Source organism: Streptomyces sp. NPDC005266, from assembly GCF_040607655.1.
Taxonomy (GTDB): domain Bacteria; phylum Actinomycetota; class Actinomycetes; order Streptomycetales; family Streptomycetaceae; genus Streptomyces.
In genome coordinates this window covers 96,190-120,907 of record NZ_JBEXHC010000022.1, presented here as the reverse complement: position 1 = coordinate 120,907, position 24,718 = coordinate 96,190, and the positions used below count along the sequence as shown (strand labels likewise).

At 72.1% G+C, this 24,718-nt stretch carries 17 protein-coding genes; 8 read left to right on the top strand and 9 right to left on the bottom strand.

What is annotated here, in order from left to right; translation table 11 throughout:
- Positions 1-7 precede the first annotated feature (7 nt).
- The 3 genes from ABZU99_RS29355 to ABZU99_RS29345 form a co-directional block, all read right to left on the bottom strand.
- Positions 8-1,549, bottom strand: a complete 1,542-nt coding sequence (locus ABZU99_RS29355; RefSeq protein WP_356050344.1) for a DUF5719 family protein — start codon at positions 1,547-1,549, stop codon at positions 8-10.
- Positions 1,546-5,475 carry a glycosyltransferase family 2 protein gene (locus tag ABZU99_RS29350; protein ID WP_356050343.1) on the bottom strand — a complete coding sequence of 1,310 codons (3,930 nt, stop codon included), beginning with the start codon at positions 5,473-5,475 and terminating at the stop codon, positions 1,546-1,548. The genes ABZU99_RS29355 and ABZU99_RS29350 overlap by 4 nt, the downstream gene beginning before the upstream one ends.
- A 181-nt stretch (positions 5,476-5,656) precedes the next feature.
- Positions 5,657-5,920, bottom strand: a complete 264-nt coding sequence (locus ABZU99_RS29345; RefSeq protein ID WP_004952403.1) for a WhiB family transcriptional regulator — start codon at positions 5,918-5,920, stop codon at positions 5,657-5,659.
- 552 nt (positions 5,921-6,472) lie between these two features.
- On the opposite strand from ABZU99_RS29345, the gene ABZU99_RS29340 reads away from it, so the two are divergent.
- Genes ABZU99_RS29340 through ABZU99_RS29330 form a run of 3 tightly spaced genes read left to right on the top strand, consistent with a single transcriptional unit; the run spans position 6,473 to position 9,478 of the window.
- Positions 6,473-7,024, top strand: a complete 552-nt coding sequence (locus tag ABZU99_RS29340) for a cysteine dioxygenase family protein (RefSeq protein WP_355955077.1) — start codon at positions 6,473-6,475, stop codon at positions 7,022-7,024.
- A gap of 49 nt (positions 7,025-7,073) precedes the next feature.
- A complete protein-coding gene (gene cofD / locus ABZU99_RS29335) occupies positions 7,074-8,060 on the top strand; it encodes a 2-phospho-L-lactate transferase (protein WP_355955074.1) in 987 nt (328 codons plus the stop codon).
- Entirely contained in the window at positions 8,057-9,478 is a 1,422-nt protein-coding gene (locus ABZU99_RS29330; RefSeq protein ID WP_356050342.1) for a coenzyme F420-0:L-glutamate ligase, read from the top strand. Before cofD ends, ABZU99_RS29330 begins: the two co-directional genes overlap by 4 nt.
- 699 nt (positions 9,479-10,177) lie before the next feature.
- Here the strand turns inward: ABZU99_RS29330 and ABZU99_RS29325 are convergent.
- The 3 genes from ABZU99_RS29325 to ABZU99_RS29315 form a co-directional block, all read right to left on the bottom strand.
- On the bottom strand, positions 10,178-11,083 hold the full coding sequence (locus ABZU99_RS29325; protein WP_355955339.1) for a DNA-3-methyladenine glycosylase 2 family protein: 906 nt from the start codon (positions 11,081-11,083) through the stop codon (positions 10,178-10,180).
- A gap of 891 nt (positions 11,084-11,974) precedes the next feature.
- Complete coding sequence (locus tag ABZU99_RS29320; protein ID WP_356048384.1) at positions 11,975-13,075, bottom strand: NDP-sugar synthase; 1,101 nt, start codon at positions 13,073-13,075, stop codon at positions 11,975-11,977.
- 72 nt (positions 13,076-13,147) lie between these two features.
- Positions 13,148-14,737: an N-acetylmuramoyl-L-alanine amidase gene (locus ABZU99_RS29315; protein ID WP_356048382.1), complete on the bottom strand. Its 1,590-nt coding sequence runs from the start codon at positions 14,735-14,737 to the stop codon at positions 13,148-13,150.
- 128 nt (positions 14,738-14,865) lie between these two features.
- On the opposite strand from ABZU99_RS29315, the gene ABZU99_RS29310 reads away from it, so the two are divergent.
- From ABZU99_RS29310 to ABZU99_RS29295, 4 genes are all read left to right on the top strand, one after another.
- Entirely contained in the window at positions 14,866-15,618 is a 753-nt protein-coding gene (locus ABZU99_RS29310; RefSeq protein WP_355950517.1) for a TIGR03089 family protein, read from the top strand.
- Positions 15,619-15,962: 344 nt separating this feature from the next.
- Positions 15,963-17,081: an LCP family protein gene (locus ABZU99_RS29305; protein WP_356048380.1), complete on the top strand. Its 1,119-nt coding sequence runs from the start codon at positions 15,963-15,965 to the stop codon at positions 17,079-17,081.
- 230 nt (positions 17,082-17,311) lie between these two features.
- Positions 17,312-19,000: an LCP family protein gene (locus ABZU99_RS29300; RefSeq protein WP_356048378.1), complete on the top strand. Its 1,689-nt coding sequence runs from the start codon at positions 17,312-17,314 to the stop codon at positions 18,998-19,000.
- Positions 19,001-19,117: 117 nt separating this feature from the next.
- Entirely contained in the window at positions 19,118-20,695 is a 1,578-nt protein-coding gene (locus ABZU99_RS29295; protein WP_356048394.1) for an LCP family protein, read from the top strand.
- Positions 20,696-20,756: 61 nt separating this feature from the next.
- On the opposite strand, the gene ABZU99_RS29290 is transcribed toward ABZU99_RS29295, so the two are convergent.
- Positions 20,757-21,773, bottom strand: a complete 1,017-nt coding sequence (locus ABZU99_RS29290) for a glycosyltransferase family 2 protein (protein WP_356048376.1) — start codon at positions 21,771-21,773, stop codon at positions 20,757-20,759.
- Positions 21,774-21,982: 209 nt separating this feature from the next.
- Here ABZU99_RS29290 and ABZU99_RS29285 point away from each other — a divergent pair, with 209 nt between their 5' ends.
- A complete protein-coding gene (locus tag ABZU99_RS29285; protein WP_356048374.1) occupies positions 21,983-23,431 on the top strand; it encodes an LCP family protein in 1,449 nt (482 codons plus the stop codon).
- On the opposite strand, the gene ABZU99_RS29280 is transcribed toward ABZU99_RS29285, so the two are convergent.
- Positions 23,403-23,933 carry a hypothetical protein gene (locus tag ABZU99_RS29280; RefSeq protein ID WP_356048372.1) on the bottom strand — a complete coding sequence of 177 codons (531 nt, stop codon included), beginning with the start codon at positions 23,931-23,933 and terminating at the stop codon, positions 23,403-23,405. The two genes, ABZU99_RS29285 and ABZU99_RS29280, sit on opposite strands and share 29 nt — an antisense overlap.
- Positions 23,934-24,050: 117 nt before the next feature.
- A complete protein-coding gene (locus ABZU99_RS29275; RefSeq protein WP_355950499.1) occupies positions 24,051-24,614 on the bottom strand; it encodes an acyl-CoA thioesterase in 564 nt (187 codons plus the stop codon).
- Between the last annotated feature and the right edge of the window lie 104 nt (positions 24,615-24,718).

Genomic DNA, 24,718 nt, shown 5'->3' with positions numbered 1-24,718 from the left:
GCTCGGGTCAGTCGCCGCTGAGCAGGGACAGGTCCTGGCCCGCCTCGGGGACCGCGACCATGCCCCGGTCGTCCGGCAGCGGCTGGATGGTGAACATCGGGATCCCACCCTGCGGCAGCGCCAGCATCCGGGAGGCGTGCACCGGGCCGCCCGACAGCCGCTCGACCGTCACCGCGTACCGGCCCTTGCCCGAGGCCGGGCGCGGCGCCGGCACGCTCATGCTCGTACCGCCCTTGACCTCATAGGTCTTGCTGACGGGGCTCCCGCCGTCGCTGCCCGCCGAGGCGGTGACCCGAACCTTCGCGGTCGCGCCCGGTGCCACCAGGGAGAGCGTCGAGCCCTTGGCGCGGTTGTCGGCCGCGGTGGCGCTGCGTTCGATCTGCCCGGTGGCGGGGATGAAGGCCGTCTCCTGGCCGCTGCCCTCGCCCCGGGTGACCCGGAGGGCCGCCACCACCGGCGTGGCCGCGCCCTCGCCGCCCTCGGGGGTGAGCAGCAGCGAGCCCGGTTCGCCCTTGGTTACGTCGCCGAGGTCGATCGCGGTGCTCATCCCGCTCTTGACGTGCAGCGACTCATGTCCGGCCGGGGTGATGGAGCTGGTCGGCCCGGCGAGTCTCACCTTGAGGTCCGCGTCGTTGGAGCCGGGCGCGAAGACGACCAGCCGCGCCGAGGTCGCGTCGGCCGGGATCCCGGGGAGCGCGACGCTGGTCGAGGGCGCGGCGGAGGCGGGCAGCCAGTCGCTGCCGAGCTTCTGGTCGACGGCCTGGACGGCGGCGCCGACCCTGCCGGTGCGGGCCGTCACATGGAGCGAGACGTTGGCGGCCCGCTGGTCGGTGAGGGTGGAGAGCAGCACGGGGACGGTGGAGCGGCCCGGGACCGTGATCGACTCGTCGGTCGCGGACTTGAGCCGGCCGCCCGTCCCGTACAGCTTGAGGTCCACCTCGGCCGCGCCGTCGTCCGGGTTGGTCAGATGGACGAAGTCCTGCCGGTCCCGGTCGGTGCTGGCGCCGGGGAACCAGAAGTCGGTGTCGGGCGCCGTGCACGCCGTGCCGAGGAGGCCGCGTCCGCTGCCCGCGTCGATCCTGGTGGTCTGCTGGACGGTCCAGCCGGGCGCCAGAGCGCCGTCGGCGGTGCCGATGAGCGCGGGGGCGCCGGAGCTGTCCGTGACGGTCGTGACGGGCTTGCCGGGCGCCTTGAGGGGCAGGACGGGCTTGTTCCCGCCCCGCGCCGCCTGGCCGCCCTTCTTGCCCTTGGCCCCCTCGTCCGTCCCCGACGTCTCGTCAGCAGAGCTCTGAGCGGGCAGGAGTTCGGCGGTCCCGCTCTTTGCGCCCGCACCGTCCCGCTTGGGCGTGTAGGCGGTGTAGGTGGTGGTGCTCACTTCCGAGGAGGACGGTGTCGGGCACAGCAGCGTGGAGCGTTGGACGGGCAGCCGGGTGGCCGCCTTCGCCGCCGAGCCCGCGTCGTCCGGCGAACCCGCGGTCAGGGATGCCACGCCGGTGATGGCGGCCAGCGCCGTGGCGGCGCCGATCAGGGACAGGGTGGTGCGGTTCATCGCTGCTGCTCGCTCCCGTCGCGGCGGTCCTCGGGGTCGGTGCCGCCGTACGTCGTGTCGCCCTGCGGGGGGTACGTGCCGTCGGGGTAGGGCCGCTGCTGGTCGTAGCCGTACGGATCGGCGTACTGCCCGCCGGCGTACGGGTCCACCGGGTACTGGCCGTCCTGGTACCCGGCCGGATAGCCGGTGCCTTGATAGCCGCCCTGGTGGTCACCGGCCGGGTACTGCCCACCGGGGTACTGGCCCGCGTACTCCCCGCCCTGGTACTGCTCGCCCTGGTAGGCGCCGCCCGGGTACTGGCCGTATCCGTCGTCGGCGTACGTCTGCGGGTCCCACTGCTGTCCGTACTGCTGTTGCTGCGGCACCGCCGCGTACGGATCGGCGCCGGCGCTCTGGTCGGCGTACGGGTCCGCCACCATGGGCGGCTCGGACGGCGGCCCGGGGATGCCCGCGCCCGTACCGTCCGCGTCGTGCGGGTCCGGGCCCGTGTCGGTGCCCGGCGTCTGCCCGGCGTCCGCTTCGGCCTGCGCGGCCTGCGCCTCGGCGGCGGCCCGCAGCCGCCGCGCCCGGCGCCCGTCGCCCGCCAGGTCCTCGGCGGTGATGGTCGCCGCGGCGGTGCCCGCGGTGCCCGCCGCGTCCGGCAGATCGTCGTCGACATGGCGGCGGCGCCCCGGCAGCGCGAGCACCAGCAGGACGACCGCGAGCAGCCCCTGCGTCCACACCCACGCGGTGTGGGCGATCGGGGTCTCGTAGGTGAGGTCCAAGCGGCCGCCGCCGGCCGGGAGCTCGAAGCCCTGTGCCCAGCCGTCGACGGTCGTGGCCTTCAGCGGCTTGCCGTCGAGCGTGGCCTGCCAGTCGGGGGCGGACCGGTCGGCGATGCGCAGTACCCGCCCCGCCGCGCCGTCCGGGACAGTGGTGTGCGCCTCGACGGGGCCGGACGCCACATGCACCGGCTTGGCCGCGGCGCCCGCCGACGCCGACCCGGACGCGGCCGGGACGATCGAGACCCGGGAGACCCGCTGGTCAACCCGCCACAGCACCCCGCCGTTCTCCCGGCTGAGCTGGGTGAGCCCCGGCGTCGCGTTCAGCACCCGCTCCGTCTCGCGGGGCGCGCCCTTCCGGACGTACACATAGCGCACCGCGTAGCCGCCGAGCTGACGGGTCTGATCGGCGCCGGAGCCCGCGATCAGATGGGCCACGACGTCGTCGAGCCGGGTGCCGTCGCCGCCCGCCGCGGCGAGTTCGCCGTCGCCGAGCCGGGCGCCGGAGCCGCGCACCAGGGCGTACTCGGCGTGGGCGCCGGTGCTGCCGCCGCCGAGCACCAGGGTGCGGGCCTGGTCCTTGGTGGCGCTCTCCGCCTCCACGAAGGCCGGAACCTGCGAGGGGTCGCGCCGCTCGACCGGCCCGTCGGCCCCGCTCGCCATCCAGCTGACGGCGGCGACCAGTGGGGCCGCCGCCGCAGCGACCGCGATGAGCAGCGCCACCGGCTGGCGCCAGCCGAAGCTCTGCGCGGCCACGCGCTCGCGCGCGCCCTCGGCGCCGACCACGGCGGCGGTCAGCAGCGCCAGGCCGTAGACGAGGGTCGCGGGCCCGGCCCAGCCGGAGCCGGCCGTGAGCGCCGCGAAGAGGAAGCCGGTGAGCGCCACGACCCAGGCCGTCCGGACCGCCAGCCGGCGCTCGCCGCGCATCAGGGCGGCGAGCGCGGCCAACACGAAGCCGAGCAGCAACAGCGTGCCGCCGCCCTTGGGGCCGCCGGGGCTGAGCGCGAGCAGTTCCAGGGCGGAGGCGGAACCGGCGCCCTTGCCGAGCCCGGCCTCCTCGAAGAGGCGGGCGGGGTCGGTGAGGAGACCGAGCGACCAGGGGGCGAGGACGACGACCGGGGTGACGAGCGCGATCAGGCACCGCAGTCCGTACCCCACCAGCTGCTCGGTGCCGCTTCGCCGGTAACGCAGCACGAGCACGCCGACGCCCAGGACGAGCGCTATCGGCCAGACGACCGGCGTGAAGGCCATGGTGAACGTGAGCAGCAACGCATACGCCCACGCCGGGCGCCAGCCCGGGAGCCGTGTGCTCCCATCGGCCCGCAAGCCCCCGGCGGCCGCCGCCGCGCGGGCCGTCAACGGCAGTAGTACGGCGAGCACGGCGGTGCCCAGACGTCCGCCCGCCAGCGCGCCGGTCGCGGCCGGCAGGAAGGCGTACGCGACGCTCCCCCACGCGCGCAGCAGCCGGGACTCCACCAGCGGCCGGGACGCGAAGTACGCGATGAACCCGGCCAGCGGCACCGAGCAGACCAGCAGCAGGGTCAGGGTGAAGCCGGTGGAGCCCAGGAAGACCGTCGACAGCGCGGCGAGGGCGGCGAGATAGGGCGGCGCGGTCTGCGTTCCGCCGGTGCCGACCGGATGCCAGCCGTCCACATAGCTCGCCCACAGATCGGACACATGGGCGGGCGCGGGCAGCAGATCGCCGCCCGCCAGCGCGCCGCTGCCGAGCAGGTCCCGGCAGGCGACCAGCGACACCAGCAGCAGGAGGGCGAAGAGCATCGGCCCCGGCTTGCGCGCGATCCGCTTGATCCGGGCGAACTGCTCGACCTCCAGGAAGTCGGCGTCCTCGTCGCCGGGCCCGGACTCCACCGCTCCGTGGCGCCCGCCGGAGGACAGCTCGGGCTCGGAGCGGCCGCCGATATTGCTGGCGACCTGCTCCACCGTCGCCCTTACGGTGGCGCCGGGCGGCGGGAAGAGCGGCCGCAGTTCGCTCGCCTCCACGGCGGGGCGGCCTCTGCGTTTGCGCGCGGCGAGGATCCGCTCGGGCCGCAGCAGCGTGCCGAACAGACCCGCGACCTCGTCCAGCGCCTGCCCCGGCACCTTGCCCACCAGATAGGCGAGGGTGCGCAGCAGCGTGCCGAGAACGAGGCGCAGCATCACATACGGCAGCAGGGCGCCGCGGGTGTTGACCAGCAGCGTGTAGACCGCTCCCGCCTTGTCGACCCGGTGCGGACTGGCCACCGAGCGCCCCACGCAGTCGATGGGCCGCCGCTCACGCGCGGACGCCTCCGCGTGCCGCAGTACGGCGTCCGGCGCGACCAGCACCTGATGGCCGGCCGCCTGGGCGCGCCAGCACAGATCGACGTCGTCGCGCATCAGGGGCAGTTTCGGGTCGAAGCCGCCCAGCTGCTCCCACACATCGCGGCGCACCAGCATGCCGGCGCTCGACACCGACAGCACCGGGCGCACCTGGTCGTGCTGGCCCTGGTCCTGTTCGCGCCGCTCAAGACCGGTCCAGCGGCGGCCGCTGCGGGCGATGCTGACGCCGACTTCGAGCAGTTGCCTTCCGTCGTACCACCCGCGCAGCTTGGGGCCGATGATCGCGGCCTGCCGATTGGCGGTCAGCTCGGCGTCGGCGACCCGCAGGAGTTCGGCGAGCGCGTCCGGCGCGGGCGCGCAGTCGTCGTGCAGCAGCCACAGCCACTGGATCGGCTCGCCGTAGGGAAGCTCCGGCATGTCGTACGCGCTGTCGCGCCAGGTGCGGTTGACGGGGTCCCAGCCGCTGGGACGCTTGAGGTACGTGAGCTCCTCGGGGCCCAGCACCGGGGCGGTGCGGACCGCCTCGGCGACGGCCGTACCGAAACCGCTGCGGCGCGCCAGGTGCAGCACCCGCTCCTCGCCCAGGGTCTCGGTGAGCAGCCGGGCGGAGTCATCGGCGCTTCCGGTGTCGGCGGCGATGACGTTCTGGACGGGGCGCTCCTGGCCGAGCAGACCGGACAGCGCGTCCGGCAGCCAGCGGGCGCCGTCGTGGGCGACCAGCACGGCGGTGACGACATGGCGCGGGTACTCAGGCGGCTCCGCGGGCGCGGACGCCGCCGGCTGAGCCTGGGCAAACGCGGCGGTGGCGGCCGGGTACTGGGCCGCCGAGTGGCTGTGCACGGACATCGAGGTACGGGCCCCGGTTCGCTGGACTGCGGTGGACGCGCGCGCCCCACGGGGGCGTTGGTGCGTCTCGGACGGGGCCCCACACTAACGGCTGCGTACGCGACCGGCCCGCCTCCCGTCGCCAAGGGGCGGAGGCGGACCGGTCGCGATGGCTCGCTCTGCCGTGAGCTGTGCGGATATGTCAGACGGCGGCTTTCTTCAGCCTGCGGCGCTCGCGCTCCGACAGACCGCCCCAGATGCCGAAGCGTTCGTCGTTGGCGAGGGCGTACTCGAGGCACTCGGAACGGACCTCACACGCAAGGCAGACCTTCTTCGCCTCACGCGTGGAACCTCCCTTTTCCGGGAAGAACGATTCGGGATCGGTCTGGGCGCACAGCGCGCGCTCCTGCCAACCGAGCTCCTCGTCCGCCTCTTCGACCAGCAGTTGCTGGAACAACTCGGTCATGTGCGCCCCTCGTCTGTCTTTACGTCCCCGTGCCTGTGCCGTCGGTCCATCGGCAGAACGACACGAGTGAAATTACAAGTGTGCCGATCCGGGCCAGTCAAGCCGAGATCTGCTATTGGGCCTCTTATTCACTCTGCGGAACCAAGGCGGCGCGGAAAGTGTTCAAATCGGCCTAAACGAGACACCTCCCCCGTCCGCCACAACCGGGCCCTTCTCTCTCTCGTCGAGGAGGACGCCATGGGCGCCGGTCCCGTTGCATGCGACGGCGGGTGGTGCGCCATCTGTCCGCCTAACGCGCGCACAAACCTTTCTGCCGGTACCGCAACCGGAAGAGGTGAAACATTGGCTCCAAAGGGGAGATCAAGTTGACAGGAAGGTGACGGCCCGGGTCTCCTTGTCCCCATGTCAGTGACCCACGCGCCTGAGCCGACCCGTGCCCACGGGTTCCGCTGCGCCGTGCAGGCTCGCTGTCGCTGTTCCAGCTGTTGATGCCCCCGAGCTCCAGCCATCTCCGCGCCATTCCCGCACCTTTTCCGCCGAGGAACCACGCACATGAACAGCGACGTCCAGATCGCCGGTGACCCGCTCGCCATCCCTCATCTGCTGCCGCCCGTACCCGCGCACCCCACCACCGTCGCCGCCTTCGCGGGCCTGGCCCGCACCCTCGCGGCCGACCGCGCCGGCTGGGCGCCCCTCGTCCAGTACGACGCCACCAGCCGCTGGTACCACCGGCTGCGCACCGGCCCCGGATACGAGGTCTGGCTGCTCAGCTGGGTGCCCGGCCAGGGCAGCGGCGCCCACGACCACGGACGCTCCTCCGGCGTCCTCACCGTGCTCCAGGGCGAGCTGACCGAGCGCGTCGTGCGCGGCGAAGCGGCGCGGGACGGCGCGCGGCGGGGCAGTGTGCGGCACGCGCTGCGCGCCGGCGCACAGCGGGTCTTCGCGCCCGGCTATGTCCACGACGTCGTCAACGAGTCACTCGAACCCGCCGTCAGCCTGCACATCTACTTCCCCGGCCTGACCGAGATGCCGCTGCACCCCACCCAGACCGCCGACCCGGCCACCGCGGAACCCCTCGGCCCCCTCGACGTCCTCGGCGGCTGAGCCGCCCCGAACGTCCTCGATGTCCGGGGCGGCTGACAGACTGTCCCTCATGCGCATTGTGGTTCTGGCAGGCGGCATCGGCGGCGCCCGTTTTCTCCGCGGTCTCAAGTCGGCGGCCCCCGACGCCGACATCACCGTCATCGGGAACACCGGCGACGACATCCACCTCTTCGGCCTCAAGGTCTGCCCCGACCTCGACACCGTGATGTACACCCTCGGCGGCGGCATTCACGAGGAACAGGGCTGGGGCCGGGTCGACGAGACCTTCGCCGTCAAGGAGGAGCTGGCGGCGTACGGCGTGGGACCGGAGTGGTTCGGCCTCGGCGATCGCGACTTCGCCACGCATATCGTCCGCACGCAGATGATCGGCGCCGGCTACCCGCTGAGCGCCGTCACCGAGGCACTGTGCGCCCGGTGGCAGCCGGGCGTACGGCTGCTGCCGATGACGGACGACCGCGTCGAGACGCACGTCCTCATCGACACTGCGGATATCAGCGGCTCCGCCGCGGGTGACGGCGACGGCCGCAAGGCCGTCCACTTCCAGGAGTACTGGGTGCGGCTGCGCGCCTCCGTCCCCGCCCACGCCGTCGTCCCCGTCGGCGCCGACCAGGCCAAGCCGGCCCCCGGCGTCCTCGAAGCCATCGCCGACGCCGACGTCGTCCTCTTCCCGCCATCCAACCCCGTCGTCAGCGTCGGCACCATCCTCGCCGTCCCCGGCATCCGCGAGGCCATCGCCGACGCCGGGGTCCCCGTCGTCGGCCTCTCCCCCATCGTCGGCGACGCGCCGGTACGCGGCATGGCCGACAAGGTCCTCGCCGCCGTCGGCGTCGAATCCACCGCCGCCGCCGTCGCCCGCCACTACGGCTCCGGGCTGCTCGACGGCTGGCTTGTCGACACCGTCGACGCGGCCTCGGTCGACGAGGTCGAGGCCGCGGGGATCCGCTGCCGGGCCATACCGCTGATGATGACCGACACCGAGGCCACGGCCCGCATGGCCACCGAGGCGCTGGCCCTGGCCGAGGAGGTACGGGCATGAGCGACGCCCCCTCGCTCCCCGCACCCTCGTCCCCCGCCCCCTCGTACCGGGTCTGGGCCCTCCCTGGCATGCCCGAGGTGCGGCCCGGCGACGACCTCGCCAAGCTCATCGCCGACGCCGCTACCTCCGGCGGGCTGCCGGGGCTCGCCGACGGTGATGTGCTGCTGGTCACCTCCAAGATCGTCAGCAAGGCCGAGGGACGCATCGTCGAGGCCACCGACCGCGAAGCCGCCATAGACGCCGAGGCGGTACGGATCGTCGCCCGGCGCGGACGGACCCGGATCGTCGAAACCCGCCACGGCCTGGTCATGGCCGCCGCCGGAGTCGACGCCTCCAACACCCCCGCCGGCACCGTGCTCCTGCTCCCCGAGGACCCCGACGCCTCGGCGCGGGCGCTGCGGGGCGGGCTGCGGGACGCGCTCGGCGTCCAGGTCGGCGTCCTCGTCACCGACACCTTCGGGCGTCCCTGGCGGACCGGCGTCACCGACGTCGCCATCGGCGCGGCGGGGGTCCGCGTCCTCGACGATCTGCGGGGCGGGATCGACGCCCACGGCAATCCGCTGAGCGCCACCATCGTCGCCACCGCCGATGAGCTGGCCGCGGCGGGTGAGCTGGTCAAGGGCAAGGCCGATGGGCTGCCGGTGGCCGTGTTGCGCGGGCTGCCGCATGTGGTGACAGCGGATGGCGAGCCGTCGGGTGCGGGCGCTGCGGGCGGGGGCGCTGCGGGCGGGGGCGCTGCGGGCGGGGGTGCTGAGGCTGACGAGGGTGCGCGGGCCCTGGTGCGCGGCGCCGCCGACGACATGTTCCGGCTGGGAACCTCCGAGGCCGTACGGGAAGCCGTCACCCTGCGCCGTACGGTGCGGGAGTTCACCGACGAGCCCGTGGACGGCGCGGCGGTCCGGCGCGCCGTCGCCGCCGCCGTCACCGCCCCGGCGCCGCACCACACGACCCCATGGCGCTTCGTGCTACTTGAATCCGCCGATGCCCGAACGCGGCTGCTCGACGCGATGCGGGATGCCTGGATCGCCGACCTGCGGGGTGACGGCTTCTCCGAGGAGAGCGTCGCCAAGCGCGTACGGCGCGGGGACGTCCTGCGCAAGGCGCCGTACCTCGTGGTGCCCTGCCTGGTCGCCGACGGCGCCCACACCTACCCGGACCCGCGGCGGAACGCGGCGGAGCGCGAGATGTTCGTGGTCGCGGCGGGGGCCGGCGTGCAGAACCTGCTCGTCGCGCTGGCGGGCGAGGGGCTGGGATCGGCGTGGGTGTCCTCGACGATGTTCTGCCGGTCGGTGGTGCGGGAGGTGCTGGGCCTGCCGGATGACTGGGACCCGATGGGCGCGGTCGCGGTAGGCCGGCCGGCGGCCCCGCCAGCGGTGCGGCCGGAGCGGGGCATGGAGGGGTTCGTGGTGGTGCGGTAGGGGTTGTGCGGGTGGGGTTGTGCGGGTGGGTTGTCCCGCGGGGGTGTGCGGGGGTGCGCGGGTGGGTTGTGCCGCGGGGGCTGTGCGGGGGGGTGCGCGGGTGGGGTGCGCGGGTGGGTTGTGCGCGCTGGATGCGGGGGCGCGCGTTGTGCGGGGTGGGGGTGCGGGATTGGGCGCGGGGGTGCGGCTTCTGTGGGTGGTGGATGCGGGTGGCTTCGGCGGGTGTGGGGGCCCGGGGGCGCGCCGTGTGGGTGCCGGGGGCGCGCCGTGTGGGTGCCGGGGGCGGGGCCTCCGGGGCGGGGGCCCTGGACCGTATATTTACGGCGCCGTTAGCCGGAAGCGTGGGGTGGGCCGGAGATTGGCGCCACAAATACACGTCAGCGTCCAGGACCCCCACCCCTGCACCCCCGCCCCCTCCCGTCCGCCCCCGGCCTCCGGCCCGGCGGCCCCGGCCCACGATGTAAGTGCTTGTGGCGGCGGGCGTGCGCGAGCGCGTCCGGGACGCGGCTGTCCTCGGAGGTGGCCGTAAGTTCCAGGCGGCTGGTCAGGTCGTACATCGTGCAGCGGCCCTTGAGCAGGTGCTGGGGCGGCCAGTGGGCCCCAGCCCGCGATCCGGCCAGGGTCACGTCACCCCTGTTGACGGTCGGCCGGAGTTGGGAACACCGCCGCCACCCCTTCGCGGTTCGGACGTGGCCAGACCTACATGGCGCGGAAATCCCTCACCGAGAAACGCGGTGCGCGGCGGGGTGGGGTGCGGCCGGATAGAAGGATCAGACGGGCCGCGCGGTGTCGCTGGCCCGCGTAGGGGGCCAAAAGTTCCAGCATCGTCTCGTCGTCCGAACCGAGCTCGCCCGTGAGCGCGTAGCCGACGATACGGGGCAGATGCAGATCGCCGACCGTGATCGCGTCTGGGGTGCCGTTGCTGCGTTGGAGGGTCTCCGCTGCCGTCCAGGGGCCTATGCCCGGGATGAGCTGGAGGCGGGCCGAGGCGGCGGCGAGATCCATGGTCGCCGCCTCCTCCAGCCGCCGGGCGGCCCGGACCGCCCGCAGGATCGTCGCTGAGCGCTTGGCGTCGACACCCGCCCGATGCCACTCCCACGAGGGAATCAGCGCCCAGGTACGAGGATCGGGCATCACCCGCATCCGCCCGGCCGGGCCCGGCGCGGGCTCGCCGTGCCGCTGAAGCAGCAACCGCCAGGCGCGGTACGCCTCGATGCTTGTGACCTTCTGTTCCAGGATCGAGGGGATGAGGGATTCCAGGACCAGGCCAGTGCGAATGAGACGAAGACCGGGGTGACGGCGGTGCGCCTCATGGACGAGGTGGTGGCGCGGGGTGAAGGCGGAGGGATCGTCTTCCGCGCCGAGGAGGGCGGGAAGCCCGTCGAGCAACCACTCCGCCCCCGGCCCCCAAGCGCGGGCCTCGATCTCGTTGCCACTGCGGGTAATACGGATAGTGCCGGGCCCGGCCGGCGTCCGGCTCGCTCGCCAAAACGCCCCGTCAGCGCCGACCTGCAACGCCGGATCCCCGGGCCCGCGCTGCAGTACGCCCAGACTGCGCACGAGGTCAAAGGGCCCGGAGGGACTCCAGGTACGGCTCACCAACACTCCGCCACCCTACGACCCAGCCCACCCGCCGGAGACCGCGGATGGACGGGCGGGTTCTCCCGCCCCCGGGCGCCGGCCACGGGCCGGCCCAGGCCAGAGGTCGGGGACGAGGCGGGAGGGGCCGGGGGTGCCCCCGGTGGAACCCGAACCCGTGAGCGACCCGGGCCGGACGCGGGAGCGGAGGGGCCGGCGCCCCGCCATCACCCGCGGGCGGAACCCGGAGCGGCGAGTGACCCGACCACCGGGCCGAAGGCCCGGCACGGACAGGAGGGGCGGGGGTACTCCCACCCCACCACCGCCCACGCGGCTGAGCCGAACCGCATCGTCGGCCGAGACCAGCGGGCCGCAGACAGGGGCGGACGGGAGGGGGCGGGGTGCTCCCACCCCCAACCGCCCACGCGGCTGAGCCGGATCGCATCGTGGGCCGGGGCCAGCGGGCCGGAGGCCGGGGGCGGACGGGAGGTGGTGGGGGTGCTCCCACCCCCACCCCCGCCCACGCGGCTGAGCCGGATCGCATCGTGGGCCGGGGCCACCGGGCCGGAGGCCGGGGGCGGACGGGAGGGGGCGGGGGTGCTCCCACCCCCGCCCACGCGGCTGAGCCGGATCGCATCGTGGGCCGGGGCCACCGGGCCGGAGGCCGGGGGCGGACGGGAGGGGGCGGGGGTGCAGGGGTGGGGGTCCTGGACGCTGACGTGTATTTGTGGCGCCAATCTCCGGCCCACCCCACGCTTCCGGCTAACGGCGCCGTAAATATACGGTCCAGGGCCCCCGCCCCGGAGGCCCCGCCCCCGGCACCCACACGGCGCGCCCCCGGGCCCCCGCACCCGCCGAAGCCACCCGCACCCGCCGAAGCCACCCGCACCCGCCGAAGCCACCCGCACCACGACCGGCCTACTGGTCAGAGGAGAACCGCACCGCCCCCGCCGGAATGTCCACCCCGCACCACACCCGCACCCCGTCCCGCAGTTCGTTGTCCGGTCCGACCAGCGCGCCGTCCCCGATCACCGCGCCCTCCAGCACGGTGCGGGCGCCAATGCGCGCGCCCGCGCCGACAAGTGAGTCGCGCACCTGCGCGCCCTCCTCCACGACGGCGCCTTCCAGCACCGTGCTGCCTTCGATGCGCGCGCCCGCGCCCACCCGGGCCTGGGGGCCGATGACGGTGCCGCCGGTCAGCTTGGCGTCGTCCGCCACGGTGGCGGTGTCGAGGACGAGGCGGTCGCCGCAGCGGCCGGGGACGGCCGGGGAGGGGGCGCGGCCCAGGACCAGGTCGGCGGAGCCGCGGACGAAGGCTTGCGGGGTGCCGAGGTCGAGCCAGTACGTGGAGTCGACCATGCCTTGCAGATGCGCACCGGCGGCGAGCAGCCCGGGGAAGGTCTCGCGTTCGACGGAGACGGGGCGGTCTGCGGGGATGGTGTCGATGATGGAGCGGTTGAAGACGTAGGCGCCCGCGTTGATTTGGTCGGTGACGATTTCCTCGGGGGTCTGCGGCTTTTCGAGGAAGGCGGTGACCCGGCCCGCCTCGTCGGTCGGCACCAGTCCGTAGGCGCGCGGGTCGGTGACCCGGGTGAGGTGGAGGGAGACGTCTGCGCCCGCCCGGCGGTGGGTGTCGATGAGGGCGGGGATGTCGAGGCCGGTGAGGATGTCGCCGTTGAAGATGAGCACCGGGTCGTCGGGGCCCGAGCGCAGCCGGGAGGCGACGTTGCGGATGGCGCCGCCCGTGCCGAGCGGTTCTTCCTCGGTCACGTACTCCAGGTGGAGTCCGAGGGCGGAGCCGTCACCGAAGTACGGTTCGAAGACCTCGGCGAGGTAGGACGTGGCGAGCACGATGTGCTCGACCCCGGCGGCGCGGGCGCGGGCGAGTTGGTGGGTCAGAAACGGAACGCCGGCCGCCGGGACCATCGGCTTGGGGGTGTGCACCGTCATCGGGCGCAGCCGGGTCCCCTTGCCGCCGACCAGGAGGATCGCTTCTGGCGTTGCTGGCGCTTTGGTCACGTATCGTCTCTGCTTCCTGCTGGGGCTCGCCGGTCGGCGGCCAGTGTAGGCAGATCCCCGGACCGCGCCTGGTCAGCGTCCCTGAAGCTTGGCGGCTGTGCTACGGATCGACTTGAGCTTGCCGTAGAGCTGCTTTCCGGGGCAGGCGGTGGCGAAGCCGTCGCGGTGTCCTGAGATCACATGGAGCTTTACCTTGGCGCCCTTTTTGTACCTGTTGCCGCCGCCGGACACCAGATGCGTGAAGCCGCGCGGATTCCGCTTGAACAGACCGAGCTTCCATGCGGTGAGCTTGGCTACGGCCTTGACCGCCTTGGCGGAGGGCTTCTTGCTGGAGTAAGTGCCGAGGACGGCGACGCCCATGCTGTTGGTGTTGAATCCCAGAGTGTGCGCCCCCCGTACGGCTTTGGTCACACCTCCCGAGCGGCCTTCGTAGATGTTTCCGCATTTGTCGATGGTGAAGTTGTAGCCGTAGTCGCGCCAGCCCATGCTCTGGACGTGGTAGCGGTAGATACTGCGCAGAACCGACGGCACCTGTGAGCAGCTGTACTTATTGCCCGTCACGGTGTGGTGGACGAAGGCGGCCTTGAGGGTCTTGCTGTAGACGTGCCCCTTCTCACGGATCTTCTCGTCGGCGCCCCAGCCGGCACGGGTGATGATGCGGGGCCGCGGGGCGGTGTGGGCGGCGGCGCTCACCATGGGCGCGTTCACCGGGGGTTCGGCCGGGGTCCGCGGCAACAAGGAGTCCGGCTGGGGTTCGCCGGACGGGTCGGGCGACGGGCTGGGTGTGCGGTCGGGCGAGGGGTGGGCGGCAGGCTTCATGGCGGGCTTGGCAGAGCCCGGCGTGGGCGTGGCCGCGGGGGTAGGGGTCGGTGCGGGGTGCGCGGGCAGGGCGCGGACGGCCGAGGCGGGGGCGGCGGCCTCGCCGGGGTCGACGAGTTCGAGCCGTAGCCCGGACGGCAGCCGCGAGGCCGCCCCGGACTCGCCGGTCGCCGTCCCGGGCACGGGCCCGGACTCACCGGTCGCGGGCACGGACACGGGCCCGGTCGCGGGCACGGACACGGACCGGTTCGCGGGCACGGACACGGACACGGGCCCGGACTCAACGGTCGCGGGCACGGACACGGGCCCGGACTCGCCGGTCGCGGGCGCAGGCCCGGGCAGGCCCGTGGTGTCGTCTGACGGGCCCGCGGCGTCGTCCGACGGATCCGGCGCCTTTGGGTGGACGCGGGCCTCGACGCCGTCGGAGGCGCCGACCCACAGCGGTGCCGTGCCACCGTGTGCCCGTTCGCCCCGGCGTTCGGGCGAGTCGGGGTCGGGGGCCTCGTCACCGTAGGGCTCCAGGTCGCGCCAGGGGGACCAGAGCCCGGTGTCGATCGCCCGGGTGCGGACCTGCACCTGGGCGCGGAGGTCGGCGGACGGGTGGTCCCAGACGACGCCGACGAGCGAGAAGGGCCGCACGCTCTGCGGCGCGCCCTCCTGGTCGCGGGCGGAGGCGACCACGCCCCGGTCGACTCCGCTGCCGAGGGGGAGCAGGGGCAGCGACTGGGTGCCGCCCCGCGAGCCGGCCGGCTCCGCGTGGGCGGGGACGGGGTTGAGGGCGAGCGGGAGGGCGAGGGCGGCGGTGCACACGACGCCGATCGATGATGCAAGGAATGCACGCATGATTACGATCGTGTGCATGTTGTGACAAAGCTGTCCATTCGGGAGGGGCCCGACAGACGGCCGCGACGATCGCGAAGGCTTGGCCCATCCCCTCCGCCGGCGGCCGTTCGCGGCGTACGCTTGCGCGGATGAACGCCACCGATCGCACCCCCGCCGACCTGCTGCGATCCGCGCTCGACGCGGACCCGGGCCGCCCGCTTGTGACCTTCTACGACGACGCGACCGGCGAGCGCGTCGAACTCTCCGTGGCCACCTTCGCCAATTGGGTGGCAAAGACGGCCAATCTGCTCCAGGACGATCTGGCCGCGGCGCCCGGCGACCGCGCCGCGCTGCTGTTGCCCGCCCACTGGCAGACCGCCGTGTGGCTGGTGGCGTGCTCGTCGGTCGGCGTCGTCGCGGACGTCGGCGGCGACCCGGCCACGGCCGATCTGGTGGTCAGCGGCCCGGACAGCCTGGAGGAGGCGCGGGTGTGCTCCGGGGAGCGCGTCGCGCTGGCGCTGCGCCCGCTGGGTGGCCGGTTCCCGCAGCTGCCGGAGGGCTTCGCGGACTACGCCGTGGATGTGCCGAGCCAGGGCGACCGCTTCGCGCCGTACTCGCCCGTGGACCCGGACGCGCCCGCGCTCGCTGTCGGCGGCCTTGAGCTGACCGGTGCGGAGCTGGTCGAGCGGGCGCGGGCCGACGCTGCCGCGCGGGGCCTGGAGCCCGGTTCCCGGTTGCTGTCCGGGGTGCCGTACGACTCCTGGGAGGGGTTGTCGTACGGGCTGTACGCCCCGCTGGCGTCCGGCGGCTCGGTGGTGCTCTGCCGCCATCTGGACCGGCTGGACGAGGAGACGCTGGCCAAGCGCAAGGAGAGCGAGCGGGTCACCGCCACCGCGCCATAAGCCATAAGCCATAAGCCACCGATAGCCCCACTGGTAGTCCCCCACTGGTAGTCCCACCGATAGCCCCACTGGCAGTCCCCCACTGGTAGTCCCACCGATAGCCCCGCTGGCAGTCCCCCACTGGTAGTCCCACCGGTAGTCCCGGCTTCCTCCAGCCTGACCCGTCCGGCGGACCCGAGGGCCGAGCCCACGAGCCCCGCCGCCGACCCCGCGCGATGATCGACGGATACGTACAACCCTGTGCGGGGTTCGCATGTCTGTCCCATTGTCGGCCCAGCACGCGCTGCCGCTCCGCCGGACCGGGCGGGGAGGGGTGGGAGGACGACGGGTGGGAGGACGTGGACGTGACGATTGACAGCCCTGAGCCGGCGCCGGGACCAAGGCGCCGCTGGCTGCGCGTGCTCGCGCTGGGCGCGGCCGTGCTGGGGCTGTCCGTCGGCGGGGCGGGGTGGTGGTTCTACGACCATCTCGACGGCAATATCCGCACCGACACCCGGACCGCGAACGAGCTGAGGAAGTACGAGGCCGAGCGGCCGGTGTCGGTGGTGCGGGACGCGCAGAACATCCTGCTGATCGGCTCCGACACCCGGGGTGGCAAGGGAAACGGCAAATACGGCAAGGACACCGGCACCCAGCGCTCGGACACCACGATCCTGCTGCACCTCCAGGCCGGGGGGAAGAGCGCGACCGCCGTCTCCATCCCGCGCGATCTGATGGTGGACGTCCCGGCCTGCGACCGGGCGGACGGCAAGCGGGGAACCGCTCGATTCGCCCAGTTCAACTCGGCGTTCGAGATCGGCGGCGCGGCCTGCGCGATCCGTACGGTCGAGAAGCTGACCGGGATCCGCGTCGACCACCATGTGATCGTGGACTTCAGCGGCTTCAAGAAGCTGGTGAACGCGGTCGGGGGCGTCGAGGTGTGCCTGAAGGAGCCGGTCGACGATGACGACGCGCATGTGAAGCTCTCCGCGGGGCGTCATGTCCTGCACGGCGAGAAGGCGCTCGGCTTTGTCCGGGCCCGGTACAGCATCGGCAACGGCAGCGATACGGAGCGTATCGGCAGGCAACAGGAGTTCATGAGCTCCCTTGTGAAGAAAGTGCAGAGCAATGGTGTGCTGCTCAATCCGGCGAAGCTGTATCCCGTGCTCAACTCGGCGACCTCGGCGCTGACCACGGATCCGGGTCTGGATTCGCTCAGGGATCTGTACAACCTGGTCCGCGGGGTGCGGAACATCCCACGGGATCAGATCCGTTTTCTTACGATTCCGCGACAGCCCTATACGTACAACAAGAACCGTGATGAGCTCGTGCAGCCCGACGCCGACCGTTTGTTCAGGCAGCTGCGGCTGGACCATCCGGTGTCGGTGTCGCGCACCGTCACGGCCACGACGGGCGAGGACCCGAAGGGCGGGACCGGCAGCCCCTACCAGGGGACGACGGCAGCACGCGACATCTGTGAATAATCGCACCAAATGGTGCGCCAAGCGACTCGTGAAGGGTCTCGAAAGGATTGGGCAGATTGCCCAGTTGTAGGGAAGTGGGATTTGTCATCGGCGTCGCCTGACGCTGAACTGGGCGGATAGTGTGAGCGATCCGGTGCGCTCTACGAGGTGGCCGCGCACTGCACAGAAGACGGATATGAGCGCCTTGAGGGGGAGGCGCCGCGTGGCACCGACGGAGGACACAGGGGACCGTGGACGCGCAAGGCCATGGGCGGGCGGGCGACATCGATCCCGCCGATCAGTGGGTGTTCGACCCGAACACCGGCAGCTATGAGCTGCGGCTGGACTCTGCCGGGACCTCGGCGGACGCCGCCGTTCCCGGCCCGGCCCCAAGATCCGCGGGGCGTCGTCGCGCGGCCGAATCCGAGCAGCGGGGGCGCCGCCGGGCGACGGGCAAGCGGGAGCCGGAGAAGCCGGCGGGCCCGGTCAGCCGCCGGAAGCCGAAGCCGCAGAAGTCAAAGACCAAGAAGGCGCTCTACTGGGGCAGCGGCACCCTGGCGTTTGTGCTGGTGGGTGGCTCGGCGGCGGCGTACTTCGTCTATCAGCACCTCAACGGCAACATCAGCAAGGTCGACGTCGGCGAGAACAACGCCGCGGTCTCCGACGGCCCGATGAACATCCTGGTCATCGGGACCGACCGGCGCGACGGCAAGGGGAACGAGGGCTACGGCGACGCGGGCAGCGTCGGCCACGCCGATACGACCCTTCTCTTCCATGTCTCCCGGGACCGTACGAACGCGACCGCGCTGTCCTTCCCGCGCGACATGATCACCGACATCCCGAACTGCCGTACGAAGCAGAAGGACGGTTCGTTCAAGAACATCCAGGGTGAGAAGGAAGTGCGCTTCAACACCAGCCTGGGACAGGAGGGGCGTGACCCCGGCTGCACCTGGCGCACGGTGGAGAAGCTGACGGGCCTGCAGATCAACCACTTCATGATGGCCGACTTCAACGCGGTCAAGGAGATGTCGTCGGCGGTCGGCGGGGTCGAGGTGTGTCTGGGCAAGGACGTCGACGACCCCAAGTCGCATCTGAAGCTCAGCAAGGGCCGGCACACGGTCAAGGGCGAGCAGGCGCTGGCCTTCGTCCGGACCCGGCACGCCGTCGGCTTCGGCGGTGACCTGGACCGGATCAAGCTCCAGCAGCAGTTCCTCAGCTCCCTGATGCGCAAGGTGAAGTCGAGCGGCTCGCTCACCAACCCGGGCAAGACCTGGGACCTGGCCCAGGCCGCCACCAAGGCGCTCACGGTGGACACCGGGATCGGCACCGTCTCCAAGCTGGCCTCGCTGGGGAAGAACCTCAGCAAGGTCGACCTGAAGAACGTCACCTTCGCGACGGTCCCGGTGGTCGACAACACCGACGGTGCGACGGTGCTGCTCGACAAGACCAAGGCCGAGCCGCTGTTCTCCATGGTCCGCCAGGATGTCTCGCTGACCGAGGTCAAGAAGAAGCAGAAGGCGGCCAAGGACAAGCAGGCAGCCCGGCTCAAGGGCCCCAAGGCGGACCCCGCGAACGTGCGGGTCCAGGTACTCAACGGCAGCGGGAAGTTCGGCGCCGCCCAGGAGACCGTCGACTGGATGCAGAACACCGAGGGGATGCTCCGCACCAGTAACGGCGGAAACGCTCCGGCAGAGCTGAAGAAGACGACGCTGGAGTACGCGCCGAACCAGGCCGACCAAGCCCGTCGGCTGGCGGACAGCATGGGACTGCCGGCTTCCGCGATGAAGGAAGGCACGAAGGACGCCGCCCCGATGGCGGAGATGACCCTGACGCTCGGCGGAGACTACAAGGGCGCCGGCGTCCCCATCTCTGCTCCGGCCAAGGCGCCGGAAGGCATCCAGAAGGTCGAGGCCGACGACAAGAACGTCTGCGCCAAGTGACCCACGCCGGCCGCCGGATCCACGCATGTCCAACGGGCCGGACCCAATCATCAGCAAACCGGGGAGGGCCCGTTGCGGCAGAGCAGCGTGCGGGGGGAGAGCGGACGGCGCGGCGCCGTGCCCGGGCCCCGCGAACACGGTGAGGGTGACAGCCCGCCGGAAGGAGATGGCCCCGCGCCGGACGGCGCGGGGCATCGCAAGGGCGGTCAACGCCGACCGAAGCGGAGCCGGGGGGTGCGCATCATGCGCTGGAGTGCCCTGACGCTCGCCGTGCTGATACTCGGCGCGGCCGGCGTCGGCTATTTCTACTACGAGCATCTGAACGGCAATCTGAAGAAGGAGGAGCTGGACCTCGGCGACAGCAAGCTCGGCAAGCCCGAGCCCAACGCGGCCGGCCAGACCCCTCTCAACATTCTTCTCATCGGCTCCGACAGCCGTAATACGGCGGAGAACGTCAAGCTGGGCGGCGCCAAGCAGGACGCCGACCGCAAGCCGCTGGCCGATGTGCAGATGCTGGTGCATGTGTCGGCCGACCGCAGCAATATGTCGGTGGTCAGCATTCCGCGGGACACCCGGGTGACCATCCCCAAGTGCACCGACCCGAAGGACGGCCACGTCTATCCGAAGACCGTGGCGGCGATCAACCAGTCGCTCCAGCACGGCGGGGCGGGGTGCACGGTCGCCACCTGGAAAGAGCTCACCGGGATCTACATCGATCACTTCATGAAGATCGACTTCTCCGGTGTGGTGACGATGGCGGACGCCGTGGGCGGCGTCCCGGTGTGCGTGGACAAGAACGTCTACTCGCACGACAAGTCGGGGCACGGCTCCGGGCTGAATCTGACCAAGGGCACCCACTCCGTCAAGGGTGTCCAGGCCCTCCAGTGGCTGCGGACGCGCTACGGCTTCGAGGACAACACCGACATCGGCCGGGCCAAGGCCCAGCACATGTACATGAGCTCGATGATCCGTCAGCTCAAGTCGGGCACCAAGCTCAGCGACCCCGGCAAGCTGATGGACCTCGCGGAGGCGGCTACCAAGGCGCTGACCGTCGACCACGGCCTCGGCACCGTCAAGAAGCTCTACGACCTGGGGAACGACCTCAAGCGGGTGCCGACCAAGCGCACCACCATGATCACCATGCCCTGGGAGTACGGGGGCGGCGGCGAGTTCGTGGTGCCCAGGCCCGGCGACGCGGAGCAGACCTTCTCACTGCTGCGCAATGACGTAGCGCTGGACGGCAAGGACAAGAAGAAGCCCGACCACACTCCGGCGCCCACCGCGCCCAAGGGCGAGGTCCCGGTGATCGTGCAGAACGGCACCGGCAGCACCGTCCTCGGGCCCGTGTCGGGCCGCGCCGGAGTCATCACCAGTGAGCTGGTACGGCTGGGCTACACCAAGGCCACCGCGAACACCGTCCTCATCTCGCAGGCCGACACCACGGTCGCGTATCCGAGCGAGGCCGAGCAGGGCGACGCGCTGGCTGTGGCCAAGGCGCTGAAGCTGCCGAAGTCCGCGGTGAAGTCGTCGAAGTCGGTCCAGGACGTCACGGTGGTCGTCGGCAACGACTGGCGCGAGGGCACGGTGTATCCGAAGGCCGCGGCGCCGGACGACGACAAGACGCCGAAGAGCGCGGACGCCCTCAACGGCGAGGAGAAGAAGTGCATGAAGGTCAACCCGGCCTACACGTTCTGAGCGGGTGACACAAGGGCCGGACCCGCCGGGTCCGGCCCCTTCGTCGTACGCGTGACGACGGCTACCGCGCCAGCACCGCCGGGCGGCGACTGGCGATGACCTTCTTGGCCAGCGACCTCGGGCTGGTCAGAAAGCCCCAGCCCCACGACATGTGCATGGTCGCGAGCGCCACCGGGATCCGAAGCCGGGCCTTCAGCGGAAGCCCCTTGCCGGCCGGCACCGAGCCGGCCACGATCGCCGCCAGATACCCGCCGGGGACCAGGAAGCCCCACGGGGTGACGGCCGCGCCCACCACGATGCCCGCCGCGATGGCCACGACGGCGGTCGGCGGGGCGAGGTAACGCAGATTGATCGAGCCCTGGTGGAAGCGGGCGACGACATGGCGCCAGCGTCCGTAGTCCTTGTACTGCTTGGCCAGCGCCCGCACGTTCGGCCGCGGCCGGTAGGAGACCTTGAGCTCGGGCGAGAACCAGATCAGCCCGCCGGCCTCGCGGATCCGGAAGTTCAGCTCCCAGTCCTGGGCGCGGATGAACTCCTCGTTGTAACCGCCCTGCCGCTCCAGCGCCTCGCGCCGGAAGACGCCCAGGTAGACGGTCTCAGCGGGGGCCGCCTCGCCACCGGTGTGGAAGGCGGCGTTGCCGACCCCTATCTTCGACGTCATGGCGGCGGCGACGGCCCGCTCCCAGTCGTTCTCGCCCTCGGCGTGCATGATCCCGCCGACGTTCTGCGCGCCGGTCTCCTCCAGGAGCCGCACGGCGGTCGCGATGTAGTCCGGGGAGAGCATGCCGTGCCCATCGACCCGGACCACCACCGGATGGCGGGATGCCTTGATCGCCGCGTTCAGCGCGGCGGGAGTGCGGCCGGTCGGGTTGGGCACCGTATGTACCCGGGAGTCCTCCGCGACCAGCTCGGCGGCAATCTCGTCCGTACGGTCCGTGGACGGGCCGAGGGCGATCACCACCTCCATCTCGCCGGCGTACTCCTGCTCCAGGATGTGCCGTACGGAATTGCGCAGATGGCGTTCCTCATTGAGCACCGGCATGATCACAGAGACGGCCGGGAGCTGATGCGGGGGCATGGCACCTCGGGGTTTTCGGGGGTCGAGCCCCCAGAAGACTGCAGTATCGGGGCCACGGTACCGCGAATGGGGGACACCGGAGCGCGCCGCCCGGGTGGCAGCGGGCGGCACGGGCGGCGTGGGGCCGCCAAGGCGATCGTCATATCGGCCTACGGTGAGGCGATTCCGCCGCGCGACCCGCCCCACCAGCCGTTACGGAGGTTCCCGGAGTGAGTGCACCGGCCCGATCGCCGCGCCCGCCGCGCCCCCGCTCACGCCGCCCCCGCTCACGCCGCCCCCGCTGGGGGCTGCGGCTCGCCACGGGAGCCGCCTGTCTGGTGCTGGTGGTCAGCGGCATCGGGCATCTGCTGGTCCGGGAGCTGGAGTCCGGCATCCACCGGGTGGATGTCTTCGGCGGTCTGGACAACCGGCCCAGGAGCGGCGGCGGGGGCATCAACTTCCTGGTGGTCGGCACGGACGGCCGGGACAAGATCACCCCGCAGGAGAAGGCGCTCTACCGGCTGGGCGGCGCCCCCTGCCACTGCACCGACACGATCATGCTGGTGCATCTGTCGGCGGACCACCGCCGGGCCAGCGTGGTCAGCCTGCCCCGCGACTCGTACGCCGACATCCCCGCGTACACGGACGCCACCGGCAAGCGCCACCCGGCGCATCCGCAGAAGCTGAACGCCGCGTACGCCGAGGGCGGGCCGAGCCTGACCGTGCGGACCGTCGAGCATCTGACCGGCATCCATATCGACCACTACCTCGAGGTCGACTTCACCAGCTTCATGAAGACCGTGGATGTGGTCGGCGGGGTCAAGATCTGTACGGCGCGGCCGCTCAAGGACGACCACACCGGGCTCGACCTGCCGGCCGGCAGCCACATCCTCAATGGCGGCCAGGCGCTGCAGTACGTCCGCTCCCGCCATATCGACGGCACCTCGGACCTGGGCAGGATCCAGCGCCAGCAGCGTTTTCTGGCCGCTGTGATCCACCAGACCACGGCCGACGGCATGCTGTTCAACCCGGTCCGGTTCAACAAGGTGGCCGGGACCCTGCTCGGCTCGGTCCGCGCCGACCACGGCTTCGGCGCGGCGGACATGGTGACGCTGGGCCGGGCGATGAACGGGCTGACCCCCGCGTCCTCGGAGTTCGCCTCGGTTCCGGTGATCCTGCCGGGCACCCCGGTCAAGGGCGTCGGCTCCACACTCCGCTGGGACCGCGCCAAGGCCGAGCGGCTGTTCACCACCCTCCGCGAGGACCGGCCGCTCACCGTCCACCATCCCAGGCGCCCCCACGCCGTCCCGGTCGATGTGGACCCCGGCCAGGTCCGGGTCCATGTGCTCAACGGCACCAGGACGGCGGGGCTCGCCCGGCGGGCGGACCGCGCCCTGCACGCCACCGGCTTCGCCACCACCGGGTCCCCCGCCGACGCCGCGACCCATGGCGCGCGGCACACGATCATCGCCTACGACCCGGTCTGGGACCGCTCGGTGCGTTCGCTGGCGGCCGCGCTGCCCGGTGCGAAGCTGCGGCCGGTGACCAAGCAGGGGGCGGTGATGCAAGTCACGATCGGCGCCGACTACAAGGGGGTTCAGCGGGTGCGGGCCGAGGAGCCGCACCCCGGCGGGAAGGGCATCGAGGCCGTCACCGGCGACGAGGTCGCCTGCCCCTAGGCGGCTGATCGGTGGGCCTGACCCGGGCAGGGCGGGCGGGCCGCTCGTCCTGCCCGGAGGCGGCGGCCTCACGGCGCCGGGTCCCGGTGAAGATCCCGATCAGTCCCGTCATCAGACCGAGGACCTGGCCGATGAAGCCGAGCCAGGCCGTCAGCAGGGCGGCCGAGTTCTCCTCGACCCGAGGCGGCTCGGCGGCCCGAAGGCCCGGGCCGAACATTCCGCTGGGGCTCGGCGTCGGCTGCGGGGCAGAGGTGGGCGGGGAGGTCGGCGGCTGGGTGGGAGTCGTCGGCGGGGGTGTCGTGGGAGGGGTCGGCGAGAGGGGTGATTCGCTGTCCGAGTCGGTGGGGTCCGGGGTGACGGTCCGCACCGGCTTCACCGTCAGCGTGGTCAGACCGCCCGCCGTGAGCAGGGTCCCGGAGACGAGCAGCCCGAGGGCTGCCAGCAGCACGGTGGCCTGGATGTGGAGAACGGCGAGAGTACCGGGTCGCGGAAGGCGGCTCATGGGGCCACTGTACGAACGCTCCGCAACTCTTCGGCCACTCCACGCTACGCCTGTCGGGGCAACGGGGCCCTATTTTTGGGGCAACGGGGCCCTGTTTTCGGGGCAACGGGGCCCTGTTTACGGGAGCCCGCCAGCCGCCTCGGCGGCTTCGGCGGCGCGGCGGGCGCGCAGTTCCTTGATGGCGCGGCGCCGGGCGAGGCGGTGGGTGCGCCGGATCTCGGCCTCCTGATAGCGCTGCTTGTCCCGGTCGGTCTCCGGTATCACCGGCGGCACGGGCCGGGGCTTGCCCTCGCCGTCGACCGCCGTGAAGACGAGATAGGCACTGCCGACCTGGGTGGCCGGCATGGATTTGTTCCACCGCTCGGCCAGTACCCGCACGCCGATCTCCATGGAGGACCGCCCGGTCCAGTTGACCTGGGCCTTCACATGGACGAGGTCGCCGACCCGGACCGGCTCCAGAAAGGCCATCTCGTCCATCGACGCGGTGACCGCCGGGCCCTCGGAGTGGCGTCCGGCGACCGCTCCGGCCGCGTCGTCCACCAGCTTCATGATCACGCCGCCATGCACGGTGCCAAGGAGGTTGGTGTCACTCTGGGTCATGATATGTGACAGCGTGGTACGTGAAGCGGAGGTGGGCTTGCCCGGAAGCTCCGCTTCCGCACCCTGGGCCTGATTGGTCATGCCGTCCACCCTATGCGGCCGGGGTTCTTATCAGGTCTGCAACAGCCATGCCCCGATCCGGCACCCGCCCTGTATAGCGACCCGTCCGACCAGGCACACTGCTG

What these genes read in the sequence shown, in the direction of transcription:
- ABZU99_RS29330 (WP_356050342.1), top strand. Translation starts at nt 8,057, where the DNA reads ATGAGCGACGCCCCCTCGCTCCCCGCACCCTCGTCCCCCGCCCCCTCG.
- ABZU99_RS29355 (WP_356050344.1), bottom strand. Translation starts at nt 1,549, where the DNA reads ATGAACCGCACCACCCTGTCCCTGATCGGCGCCGCCACGGCGCTGGCC.
- ABZU99_RS29275 (WP_355950499.1), bottom strand. Translation starts at nt 24,614, where the DNA reads ATGACCAATCAGGCCCAGGGTGCGGAAGCGGAGCTTCCGGGCAAGCCC.
- ABZU99_RS29290 (WP_356048376.1), bottom strand. Translation starts at nt 21,773, where the DNA reads ATGCCCCCGCATCAGCTCCCGGCCGTCTCTGTGATCATGCCGGTGCTC.
- ABZU99_RS29345 (WP_004952403.1), bottom strand. Translation starts at nt 5,920, where the DNA reads ATGACCGAGTTGTTCCAGCAACTGCTGGTCGAAGAGGCGGACGAGGAG.
- ABZU99_RS29280 (WP_356048372.1), bottom strand. Translation starts at nt 23,933, where the DNA reads ATGAGCCGCCTTCCGCGACCCGGTACTCTCGCCGTTCTCCACATCCAG.
- ABZU99_RS29310 (WP_355950517.1), top strand. Translation starts at nt 14,866, where the DNA reads ATGAACGCCACCGATCGCACCCCCGCCGACCTGCTGCGATCCGCGCTC.
- ABZU99_RS29340 (WP_355955077.1), top strand. Translation starts at nt 6,473, where the DNA reads ATGAACAGCGACGTCCAGATCGCCGGTGACCCGCTCGCCATCCCTCAT.
- cofD (WP_355955074.1), top strand. Translation starts at nt 7,074, where the DNA reads ATGCGCATTGTGGTTCTGGCAGGCGGCATCGGCGGCGCCCGTTTTCTC.
- ABZU99_RS29350 (WP_356050343.1), bottom strand. Translation starts at nt 5,475, where the DNA reads ATGTCCGTGCACAGCCACTCGGCGGCCCAGTACCCGGCCGCCACCGCC.
- ABZU99_RS29315 (WP_356048382.1), bottom strand. Translation starts at nt 14,737, where the DNA reads ATGCGTGCATTCCTTGCATCATCGATCGGCGTCGTGTGCACCGCCGCC.